This window comes from Pectobacterium parvum, from assembly GCF_020971565.1.
Taxonomy (GTDB): Bacteria; Pseudomonadota; Gammaproteobacteria; order Enterobacterales; family Enterobacteriaceae; genus Pectobacterium; species Pectobacterium polare.
In genome coordinates, this window is record NZ_CP087392.1 from 441,605 (window position 1) to 453,658 (window position 12,054).

5 protein-coding genes are annotated in these 12,054 nt (G+C 51.3%); 4 read left to right on the plus strand and 1 reads right to left on the minus strand.

From position 1 onward, the window contains the following. The first annotated feature begins 90 nt into the window (after positions 1-90). The 3 genes from rpoB (at position 91) to shiA (ending at position 10,093) form a co-directional block, all read left to right on the plus strand. On the plus strand, positions 91-4,119 hold the full coding sequence (gene rpoB, locus LOZ86_RS01985) for a DNA-directed RNA polymerase subunit beta (RefSeq protein ID WP_039487708.1): 4,029 nt from the start codon (positions 91-93) through the stop codon (positions 4,117-4,119). Positions 4,120-4,225: 106 nt separating this feature from the next. After that, on the plus strand, positions 4,226-8,449 hold the full coding sequence (gene rpoC / locus LOZ86_RS01990; protein ID WP_039487706.1) for a DNA-directed RNA polymerase subunit beta': 4,224 nt from the start codon (positions 4,226-4,228) through the stop codon (positions 8,447-8,449). Between the two features lie 246 nt (positions 8,450-8,695). After that, positions 8,696-10,093 carry a shikimate transporter gene (shiA, locus tag LOZ86_RS01995; RefSeq protein ID WP_039487704.1) on the plus strand — a complete coding sequence of 466 codons (1,398 nt, stop codon included), beginning with the start codon at positions 8,696-8,698 and terminating at the stop codon, positions 10,091-10,093. A gap of 97 nt (positions 10,094-10,190) precedes the next feature. Here shiA and LOZ86_RS02000 read toward each other — a convergent pair whose 3' ends face one another. After that, on the minus strand, positions 10,191-10,382 hold the full coding sequence (locus LOZ86_RS02000) for a DUF1127 domain-containing protein (RefSeq protein ID WP_010285501.1): 192 nt from the start codon (positions 10,380-10,382) through the stop codon (positions 10,191-10,193). Positions 10,383-10,555: 173 nt separating this feature from the next. On the opposite strand from LOZ86_RS02000, the gene LOZ86_RS02005 reads away from it, so the two are divergent. Next, complete coding sequence (locus LOZ86_RS02005; protein WP_039514148.1) at positions 10,556-11,992, plus strand: aminotransferase-like domain-containing protein; 1,437 nt, start codon at positions 10,556-10,558, stop codon at positions 11,990-11,992. Positions 11,993-12,054: the final 62 nt, after the last annotated feature.

Sequence of the window (12,054 nt, forward strand, 5' to 3'; positions counted from 1 at the left end):
TATTTTCCGACCAACATAAATAGTGTTGCATGAACTGTCCTTGTTAGGGCAGACAGAGTGGTTCGACTTGTCAGCTAGCTGAGGAACCCTATGGTTTACTCCTATACCGAGAAAAAACGCATTCGTAAGGATTTTGGTAAACGTCCACAGGTTTTGGACATACCTTATCTCCTTTCTATCCAACTTGACTCGTTCCAGAAGTTTATCGAGCAAGACCCGGAAGGTCAGCACGGTTTGGAAGCTGCATTCCGTTCTGTTTTTCCCATAAAAAGCTATAGCGGTAATTCAGAGCTGCAATACGTTAGCTATCGCTTGGGCGAGCCAGTATTTGACGTTAAAGAATGTCAGATCCGTGGTGTGACGTTCTCTGCGCCGCTGCGCGTGAAACTACGTCTGGTGATCTACGAGCGTGAAGCGCCTGAAGGCACCGTTAAAGACATCAAAGAACAAGAAGTTTACATGGGCGAAATTCCGCTCATGACTGATAACGGCACCTTCGTGATCAACGGCACTGAGCGTGTAATCGTGTCTCAGTTACACCGTAGCCCAGGTGTGTTCTTCGATAGCGACAAAGGTAAAACCCACTCTTCAGGTAAGGTGCTGTATAACGCACGTATTATTCCTTACCGTGGTTCCTGGCTGGATTTCGAGTTTGATCCGAAGGATAACCTGTTTGTCCGTATCGACCGTCGCCGCAAATTGCCTGCGACTATTATCCTGCGCGCGTTGGGTTATTCCACCGAACAGATTCTCGATCTTTTCTTCGATAAAATTGTCTATGAAATCAATGGCAATAAATTGCAGATGGATCTGGTTCCTGAGCGCTTGCGTGGTGAAACCGCGTCGTTTGATATCGAAGCGAACGGTAAAGTTTATATCGAAAAAGGTCGCCGCATCACTGCACGTCATATTCGTCAGTTAGAGAAAGACGGTATTGAGCGCATTGAAGTGCCTGTTGAATATATCGCTGGCAAAGTACTGTCCAAAGACTATATCGACGAGAGCACCGGTGAACTGATCGGCTCAGCCAACATGGAGCTGTCGCTGGATCTGCTGGCTAAACTGAGCCAGTCTGGTCACAAGCGTATTGAGACGTTGTTCACTAACGATCTCGATCATGGCGCATACATGTCTGAAACTGTGCGTGTCGATCCGTCAAGCGATCGTCTGAGCGCGCTGGTTGAAATCTATCGCATGATGCGTCCTGGTGAACCACCAACGCGTGAAGCAGCAGAAACGCTGTTTGAGAACCTGTTCTTCTCTGAAGACCGCTACGATCTGTCTGCGGTTGGTCGTATGAAGTTCAACCGTTCTCTGTTACGTGATGAGATCGAAGGTTCCGGTATCCTGAGCAAAGATGACATCATCGAAGTGATGAAGAAGCTCATTGATATCCGTAACGGTAAAGGCGAAGTGGATGATATCGACCACCTCGGCAACCGTCGTATCCGTTCCGTCGGTGAAATGGCAGAAAACCAATTCCGTGTTGGTCTGGTGCGTGTAGAACGTGCTGTAAAAGAGCGTCTGTCTCTGGGCGACCTCGATACGCTGATGCCACAGGACATGATCAACGCCAAGCCGATTTCGGCTGCCGTGAAAGAGTTCTTCGGCTCAAGTCAGCTGTCACAGTTTATGGACCAGAACAACCCGCTGTCCGAGATTACGCACAAACGTCGTATCTCCGCACTGGGCCCAGGCGGTCTGACGCGTGAACGTGCTGGCTTTGAAGTTCGTGACGTACACCCGACTCACTACGGTCGCGTTTGTCCTATCGAAACGCCGGAAGGTCCTAACATCGGTCTGATCAACTCCCTGTCGGTTTATGCGCAAACGAACGAATACGGTTTCCTTGAAACCCCGTATCGTCGTGTGCGTGAAAATGTGGTGACGGATGAGATCCATTACCTGTCTGCGATTGAAGAAGGTAACTTCGTTATCGCACAGGCGAACACCAATTTAGACGAAGAAGGCCGCTTCATCGACGAACTGGTTACCTGCCGTAATAAAGGTGAGTCCAGCTTGTTCAGCCGCGATCAGGTTGAATACATGGACGTTTCCACACAGCAGATAGTTTCCGTCGGTGCATCTCTGATTCCATTCCTGGAACACGATGACGCCAACCGTGCCCTGATGGGTGCGAACATGCAACGTCAGGCTGTTCCGACCTTGCGCGCTGATAAGCCGCTGGTTGGTACGGGTATGGAACGCGCTGTTGCGGTTGACTCCGGTGTAACTGCCGTAGCCAAACGTGGTGGTACAGTACAGTACGTCGATGCCTCTCGTATTGTAATCCGCGTTAATGACGATGAAATGTATCCGGGCGAAGCCGGGATCGACATCTATAACCTGACCAAATATACCCGTTCTAACCAGAACACCTGCATCAGCCAGATGCCGTGTGTGTCACTGGGTGAGCCGGTAGAACGTGGTGACGTTCTGGCAGATGGCCCGTCCACCGATCTGGGTGAACTGGCGCTGGGTCAGAACATGCGCGTGGCATTCATGCCATGGAATGGTTACAACTTCGAAGACTCCATCCTCGTTTCCGAGCGTGTGGTTCAGGAAGATCGCTTTACGACCATCCACATTCAGGAACTGGCCTGTGTGTCTCGTGACACCAAGTTAGGGCCTGAAGAAATTACTGCGGACATCCCGAATGTGGGTGAAGCAGCACTTTCTAAACTGGATGAGTCCGGCATTGTTTACATCGGTGCGGAAGTGACTGGCGGTGACATTCTGGTTGGTAAGGTAACGCCGAAAGGCGAAACCCAGCTGACGCCAGAAGAGAAACTGCTGCGTGCGATCTTCGGTGAGAAAGCGTCTGACGTTAAAGACTCTTCTCTGCGTGTACCAAACGGTGTTTCCGGTACGATTATCGACGTACAGGTCTTTACCCGCGATGGCGTGGAAAAAGACAAACGTGCGCTGGAAATCGAAGAAATGCAGCTGAAGCAGGCGAAGAAAGACCTGACTGAAGAATTGCAGATTCTGGAAGCAGGCCTATTTGCCCGTATCCACGCTGTGCTGGTTTCCGGCGGCGTAGAAGCTGACAAACTGGACAAACTGCCGCGCGAGCGCTGGTTGGAACTGGGTCTGACTGATGAAGATAAACAGAATCAGTTGGAACAGCTGGCAGAACAATATGATGAGCTGAAGCACGAGTTTGAGAAAAAACTCGAAGCTAAGCGCCGTAAAATCACCCAAGGCGATGATCTGGCACCGGGCGTGCTGAAAATCGTTAAGGTTTATCTGGCCGTTAAACGTCAGATCCAACCGGGTGACAAGATGGCAGGTCGTCACGGGAACAAAGGTGTTATCTCCAAGATCAACCCGATCGAAGATATGCCTTACGATGAGAACGGTACGCCGGTCGATATCGTACTGAACCCGCTGGGCGTACCTTCACGTATGAACATCGGTCAGATTCTGGAAACTCACTTGGGTATGGCTGCGAAAGGTATCGGCGAGAAAATCAACGCCATGCTCAAACAGCACGAAGAAGTGACCAAACTGCGTGAGTTCATCCAGAAAGCCTATGACCTGGGCGACGATGTGCGTCAGAAAGTCGACCTGAGCACTTTCTCAGACGAAGAAGTTATGCGTCTGGCTGAAAACCTGAAGAAAGGTATGCCAATTGCAACGCCAGTATTTGACGGTGCAAAAGAGAAAGAAATCAAGGAACTGTTGCAGATGGGCGGTATCCCTACCTCCGGTCAGATTACTCTGTACGATGGACGTACCGGAGAGCAATTTGAGCGTCAGGTTACAGTGGGCTACATGTACATGCTGAAACTGAACCACTTGGTTGACGATAAGATGCATGCCCGTTCCACCGGTTCTTATAGCCTGGTTACTCAGCAGCCGCTGGGTGGTAAGGCGCAGTTCGGTGGTCAACGCTTCGGTGAGATGGAAGTGTGGGCGCTGGAAGCTTACGGTGCAGCTTATACCCTGCAAGAAATGTTGACCGTTAAGTCTGATGACGTGAACGGCCGTACCAAGATGTATAAAAACATCGTGGATGGCAATCATCAGATGGAACCAGGCATGCCGGAATCCTTCAACGTATTGTTGAAAGAAATCCGCTCGCTGGGTATCAACATCGAGCTGGAAGAAAAGTAATTCCAGCCCGTTGTATTGCTGGCATTCGTCATAGGGACACCTGAACGTTGTTTTTAACAACATAGTTCAGGTGTCTATCAGGTCTAACTCCGACAGGAGCCAATCCGTGAAAGACTTATTAAAGTTTCTGAAAGCGCAAACTAAGACCGAAGAGTTTGATGCGATCAAAATTGCTCTGGCCTCGCCAGACATGATCCGTTCGTGGTCTTTTGGTGAAGTTAAAAAGCCAGAAACCATCAACTACCGTACGTTCAAACCTGAACGTGACGGCCTTTTCTGCGCCCGTATCTTTGGGCCAGTAAAAGATTATGAGTGCTTGTGCGGTAAGTATAAGCGCCTGAAACACCGCGGTGTTATTTGTGAGAAGTGCGGCGTTGAAGTGACCCAGACTAAAGTGCGCCGTGAGCGTATGGGCCACATCGAGCTGGCTTCTCCGACTGCGCACATTTGGTTCCTGAAGTCACTGCCTTCCCGTATCGGTTTGCTGTTGGATATGCCGCTGCGTGATATTGAGCGAGTGCTTTATTTTGAATCTTATGTCGTGGTTGAAGGCGGCATGACCAACCTTGAGCGTCGTCAGATCCTGACTGAAGAGCAGTATCTGGATGCGCTGGAAGAGTTTGGTGATGAATTCGACGCGAAAATGGGCGCCGAAGCAATCCAGGCTCTGCTGAAGAATATGGATCTGGAGCAGGAATGCGAGCAGCTGCGTGAAGAGCTGACCGAAACCAACTCCGAAACCAAACGTAAAAAGCTGACGAAGCGTATTAAGCTGTTGGAAGCGTTCGTACAGTCTGGTAACAAGCCAGAGTGGATGATCCTGACCGTTCTGCCGGTACTGCCGCCAGATCTGCGTCCGTTGGTTCCGCTGGATGGCGGTCGTTTTGCGACTTCCGACCTGAACGATCTGTATCGTCGCGTGATCAACCGTAACAACCGTTTGAAACGTCTGCTGGATCTGGCTGCGCCGGACATCATCGTACGTAACGAAAAACGTATGTTGCAGGAAGCAGTTGATGCCCTGCTGGATAACGGTCGTCGCGGTCGTGCGATCACCGGTTCTAACAAACGTCCTCTGAAATCTTTGGCCGATATGATCAAAGGTAAGCAAGGTCGTTTCCGTCAGAACCTGCTCGGTAAGCGTGTTGACTACTCCGGTCGTTCTGTAATCACGGTTGGTCCATACCTGCGTCTGCACCAGTGTGGTCTGCCGAAGAAAATGGCACTGGAGCTGTTCAAACCGTTCATCTACGGCAAGCTGGAACTGCGTGGTCTTGCTACCACCATTAAAGCCGCCAAGAAAATGGTTGAGCGTGAAGAAGCCGTCGTATGGGATATCCTGGACGAAGTCATCCGTGAACACCCAGTACTGCTGAACCGTGCACCAACACTGCACCGTTTGGGTATTCAGGCATTTGAACCTGTACTGATCGAAGGTAAAGCCATCCAGCTGCACCCGCTGGTTTGTGCGGCTTATAACGCCGACTTCGATGGTGACCAGATGGCTGTACACGTACCGCTGACGCTGGAAGCCCAGTTGGAAGCGCGTGCGTTGATGATGTCGACCAACAACATCCTGTCCCCTGCGAATGGTGAGCCAATCATCGTTCCTTCTCAGGACGTGGTATTGGGTCTGTATTACATGACGCGTGACTGTGTTAACGCCAAAGGCGAAGGCATGGTGCTTACGGGTCCGAAAGAAGCTGAACGCGTTTATCGCGCCGGTCTGGCCTCTCTGCATGCGCGTGTTAAAGTGCGTATCACGGAAGAGATCAAGAGCATCGAAGGCGATGTTACGCATCAGACGTCTATTATTGATACGACGATCGGTCGTGCCATCCTGTGGATGATCGTACCGAAAGGTCTGCCGTATTCGATCGTTAACCAGCCTTTGGGCAAGAAAGCGATCTCCAAAATGCTGAACACCTGTTACCGCATTTTGGGTCTGAAGCCGACGGTTATCTTTGCTGACCAGACTATGTACACCGGTTTTGCTTACGCGGCGCGCTCAGGTGCTTCCGTAGGTATCGATGACATGGTTATCCCGGAGAAAAAAGCCGAGATTATCGAAGAAGCAGAAACCGAAGTTGCCGAGATTCAGGAGCAGTTCCAGTCTGGTCTGGTTACCGCGGGCGAACGCTATAACAAAGTGATCGATATCTGGGCAGCGGCGAACGAACGTGTTGCGAAAGCGATGATGGAAAACCTGTCCGTTGAGGATGTGATTAACCGTGATGGCGTAGTTGAGCAGCAGGTTTCTTTCAACAGCATCTTTATGATGGCCGACTCTGGTGCGCGTGGTTCTGCGGCACAGATTCGTCAGTTGGCGGGTATGCGTGGTCTGATGGCGAAACCAGATGGTTCGATCATCGAGACGCCAATTACCGCAAACTTCCGTGAAGGTCTGAACGTACTCCAGTACTTCATCTCGACGCACGGTGCGCGTAAAGGTCTGGCGGATACCGCACTGAAAACAGCGAACTCCGGTTATCTGACTCGTCGTCTGGTTGACGTTGCGCAGGATCTGGTTGTAACCGAGGACGATTGTGGTACCCATGAAGGTATCATGATGACACCGGTTATCGAGGGTGGCGATGTTAAAGAGCCACTGCGTGAGCGCGTACTGGGTCGTGTAACGGCTGAAGACGTGATCAAACCGGGCACCGCGGACATTCTGGTTCCACGTAACACGCTGCTGAACGAGCAGTGGTGTGACATGTTGGAAGAGAACTCCGTTGACGCCGTTAAAGTACGTTCAGTGGTAAGTTGCGAAACCGACTTTGGCGTGTGCGCCAATTGCTACGGTCGCGATCTGGCTCGTGGTCATATCATCAACAAAGGTGAGGCTATCGGGGTTATCGCGGCACAGTCCATCGGTGAACCGGGTACACAGTTAACCATGCGTACGTTCCACATCGGTGGTGCGGCATCGCGTGCGGCTGCTGAGTCCAGCATTCAGGTGAAAAACAAAGGTAGCCTGAAACTGAGCAACGTGAAGTTCGTTATGAACAGCAACGGTAAATTGGTTATTACTTCACGTAATACCGAGCTGAAACTGATCGACGAATTCGGACGTACTAAAGAAAGCTATAAAGTGCCTTACGGTGCAGTGATGGCGAAGGGTGACGGCTCAGAAGTTATCGGTGGCGAAACCGTCGCCAACTGGGACCCGCATACCATGCCAGTGGTGACCGAGGTAAGCGGTTTCATTCGCTTTGCTGATATGATTGACGGTCAGACCATTACGCGCCAGACCGACGAACTGACTGGTTTGTCCTCTATCGTGGTTCTGGATAGCGCAGAGCGTACCGGTAGTGGTAAAGATCTACGTCCAGCACTGAAAATCGTTGATGGCAAAGGCGAAGATGTACTGATCCCTGGTACTGATATGCCTGCTCAATACTTCCTGCCGGGTAAAACAATTGTTCAACTGGAAGATGGGGTTCAGATTGGTGCCGGTGATACATTGGCGCGTCTCCCTCAGGAATCCAGTGGTACCAAGGACATTACCGGTGGTCTGCCACGCGTAGCCGACCTGTTCGAAGCCCGTCGTCCGAAAGAACCGGCAATTCTGGCAGAGATCAGCGGTATCATTTCCTTCGGTAAAGAAACCAAAGGTAAGCGCCGTCTGGTAATTTCTCCGTTGGATGGCAGCGATGCTTACGAAGAGATGATTCCGAAATGGCGTCAGCTCAACGTGTTCGAAGGTGAAGTTGTGGAACGTGGTGACGTTGTTTCCGACGGCCCAGAGTCTCCGCACGATATCCTGCGTCTGCGTGGTGTACATGCAGTAACGCGTTATATCACCAACGAAGTTCAGGAAGTTTACCGTCTGCAAGGCGTTAAGATTAACGATAAACACATCGAAGTTATCGTTCGTCAGATGTTGCGTAAAGGCACCATCGTTAGCGCAGGTGGAACGGAGTTCCTGGAAGGCGAACAGGCAGAATTCTCTCGCATCAAGATTGCTAACCGTCAGTTGGAAGCGGATGGCAAGATTACGGCAACGTTCAGCCGCGATCTGCTGGGTATCACCAAAGCATCTCTGGCGACTGAGTCCTTCATTTCTGCGGCATCGTTCCAGGAAACCACTCGCGTACTGACCGAAGCCGCTGTTGCTGGTAAGCGTGATGAACTGCGTGGCCTGAAAGAGAACGTTATCGTAGGTCGTCTGATCCCAGCGGGTACGGGTTATGCGTATCACCAGGATCGTATGCGCCGCCGTCAAGCGGGTGAAGCGCCTGTCGTACCTCAGGTGAGTGCCGATGAAGCTTCAGCTAACATGGCTGAACTGCTGAACGCAGGCTTTGGTCGCAGCGACGACGAATAAGTCTCTTTACGCTGCACTGTCATGCGGTAAATAACAGAAACCCCGACTATTATGGTCGGGGTTTTTTTATAGCTGCTTCCCTGCGGACGACCCGCCGCAAGCGATGTTAAAAATTTATGGAAGGCGTCCTTGCCTTCCACCCTAGCGGGCCAACGCTGTGCGTTGTTATAAAACGCTCCCGGCGTTTTATTTCTTCCTGAAATTTTTTGTTGTACAGTAGTGTAAAGTAAATAGAACGGAACCGACATGGACACCTCAACTACGCCAACACTCTCACAGCCTGGCGGCTCATTACCTCAGCAAGATGACTCACTTTCTTCTGATAAAACCCTACAAACACAGTCAGTAAGCCATTCTTCACATCGAGCAAAACGCGCTGCATGGGGCAGTTTTGTGGGTGCTGTTGTCGATTGGTACGATTTCCTGCTGTACGGAATTGTTGCCGCTCTTGTATTTAATACCGAGTTTTTCCCACAAATTAGCCCGACGATGGGGACGCTGGCGGCATTTGGTACGTTCGGCGTTGGTTTCCTGTTCCGACCGCTAGGCGGCATGGTGTTTGGTCACTTCGGCGATAAGCTGGGCCGTAAACGAATGTTGATGATCACGGTCTGGATGATGGGCATTTCTACTGCGCTGATTGGCCTGTTGCCGTCGTTTGATTCCATTGGCTGGTGGGCACCCGTGTTGCTGGTGACGCTGCGTGCAATTCAGGGCTTTGCGGTTGGTGGCGAATGGGGCGGGGCTGCGCTGTTGGCGGTAGAAAATGCGCCGAAGAAGAAGAAAGCCTTTTACAGCAGCGGCGTACAGGTTGGCTTTGGGGTCGGGTTGTTGCTAGCCACTGGGTCGGTATCGGTGGTGAGCAATTTGACGACCAATGAAGAATTTACTACCTGGGGCTGGCGTCTGCCGTTCTTATTCAGCCTGATTCTGGTGGCTATCGCCTGGTGGGTACGTAACGGGATGGATGAGTCTCAGGAATTTGAGGCGAATAAAACGCTGGGTGAAAGAGCAAACAAATTGCGTTCGTTCCCTATCATGGAAGCACTTCGCCAGCACCCGAAGGCATTCCTGCTGATCATTGCGCTACGGCTTGGCGAGTTGCTAACGATGTATATCGTCACCGCGTTTGCCCTCAACTATTCCACGACCCATCTTGGTCTATCGCGAGATATCTTCCTGAATATTGGGCTGCTGGTGGGGGCGATCAGCTGTGTGTCTATTCCTTTCTTTGCCTATCTGGCGGATAGCTTTGGCCGCCGCCGTATCTATGTTACTGGCGCACTGATTGGCGCCGCGAGTGCGGTGCCATTCTTTATGGCGCTGGAAAGCCATAACACGCTGCTGATTCTGTTCTTTGCCATCATGCTGGCGAATATTGCTCACGATATGATTGTTAGCGTACAGCAGCCGATGTTTACCGAGCTATTTGGTACGGCGTATCGCTATAGCGGGGCGGGTGTGGGTTATCAGGTCGCCAGCGTGGTTGGCGGTGGGTTTACACCTTTTATCGCCGTTCTGCTGGTACAGTTTATGGATGGTTCATGGCATGCGGTGGCAGCTTATCTTGCCATTGGCTGCTTACTGTCGGCGATTGTCGGGATGCGGATGAAGGCAACATCGTCGGACGCCTTGCCTGACTAACCTCTTCACTTCACCCATCTCGCGTGCCGATACCGATGCAAAGTCTGTATCGGCACATCGTTACTATTTTTTTAGTCTACTGTTTTTTGCCGTGGCGCTATCTGAACCGATCAAGATCGCTTCTTTTCAGTCCGATATCCTTGAGTCCGTCATCGCTCATATTTCGTAGTATCTTCAACGTTTGCGCTCTTGCCCGCCAGGCTTTCCACAAGCGGTACGGCAAAATCAGCATGAGCCAAAACGGTGACTCGCGGAACGGTTTTTGTGATCGATTCTCATGAAATTCCATATTTTCCCCCTCGCCAGTGAATGATCGCTATGATGAGGCGAAAGGCATTTTCAATACAGACGCAAAAAATCCATTTTTTTAGCATACAGATTGTGTGATATTGCATCTGAATGGTAATTTTTAGTTGAATCTGTACTGGTTACCGCTGTGAATCTTGATAGGGAATGATACTGATGACGCGTTATCAACACCTGGCTGGGCTGTTAGAGCAACGGATCGAACAAGGTTTGTACCAAAGCGGGGAACGCCTGCCTTCTGTGCGGGCGCTGAGTACAGAACATGGTGTGAGCATCAGTACCGTACAGCAAGCCTATCATCTGCTGGAAACCCGACAGTTGATTATGCCGCAGCCGCGTTCGGGATATTTTGTCGCGCCGCGTAAGGCAACGCCGCCCGTACCCGCGCTGACGCGTCCTGCCCAACGCCCGGTTGAGATCACGCAGTGGGAATCGGTGCTGGAGTTGGTGAATGTGCGTCTGGAAACCAACGTGCTGAAATTTGGCAGCGGAATGCCGGATGTGAGCCAGCCGACCATCAAACCACTGTGGAAAGAGATGAGTCGCCTCTGCCAATATCAGGATCCTCGGGTCTTACAATATGACAGCGTATATGGCGTGCCTGCGTTGCGTGAACAGATTGCCCGTCTTACCGTCGACTGCGGCTGCCAGCTGACTCAGGATGATATTGTGATCACTACCGGATGTCAGGAAGCCTTATTTGTTGCCGTCCGCGCCGTTTGTCAGCCCGGCGACATCGTGGCCGTTGAGTCACCGGCTTTTCCGGGTACGATGCAGATCCTCCGTGGGATGGATATCAAAGCGATCGAGATCCCGACTGACTCGGTGACGGGGATCAGCCTTGAAGCGTTAAGGCTGGCGCTGGATCAGTGGCCGATCAAAGCCGTGCTTCTGGTGCCAAGCTGTAACAATCCGCTTGGCTTCATCATGCCTGACGCCCGTAAAAAATCGCTGGTGACGTTGGCGCAGCATTTTGATATCGCGATTATTGAAGATGATGCCTATGGTGAGCTGGCCTATGAGTATCCGCGTCCCCGCGCGATAAAATCATTTGATGAAGATGGACGTGTATTGCTATGCAGCTCGTTTTCAAAGAACCTGGCACCCGGTTTGCGCGTCGGCTGGATCGCCCCGGGGCGCTATCTGGAGCGCGTGATTCATACAAAATACATCAGTACGGGATCGACCGTGGTACAGCCCCAGCTAGCCGTGGCGGAATTTATTCGTAACGGACACTATCAGCCTCATCTACGCCGTATGCGCGCTCAGTACAAAGCGAATCTGGATACGTTTACCTGCTGGGTACGTGAGTATTTTCCATCCAATATTTGTGTGAGTCGTCCGCAAGGTGGCTTTCTGATGTGGATTGAGCTGCCCGAATATTTTGATTCGCTCAAGCTCAGCCGTGAGGTCAGAAAAGCGGGCATACAGATCGCCGCGGGTTCGCTCTTCTCCGCCTCAGGAAAATACCGCAATTGTCTTCGGCTCAATTATGCCAATCGCTTCACAGAAGAGATGAGGGAAGGGTTGCGCATCGTGGGCAGTGAAATCGCGAAGATGATGCACACTTTTCCTGACCAGAACGTAACCTGATTAATTTTAAGGAAGGGCCGATACGGGTAAGGATAAGCCCCGTATCGGCGGGTTGATGTGCA

Excerpts from the sequence above, each read along its gene's own strand:
- LOZ86_RS02000 (WP_010285501.1), bottom strand. The coding sequence starts at position 10,382 with ATGGAATTTCATGAGAATCGATCACAAAAACCGTTCCGCGAGTCACCG.
- rpoB (WP_039487708.1), top strand. The coding sequence starts at position 91 with ATGGTTTACTCCTATACCGAGAAAAAACGCATTCGTAAGGATTTTGGT.
- LOZ86_RS02005 (WP_039514148.1), top strand. The coding sequence starts at position 10,556 with ATGACGCGTTATCAACACCTGGCTGGGCTGTTAGAGCAACGGATCGAA.
- shiA (WP_039487704.1), top strand. The coding sequence starts at position 8,696 with ATGGACACCTCAACTACGCCAACACTCTCACAGCCTGGCGGCTCATTA.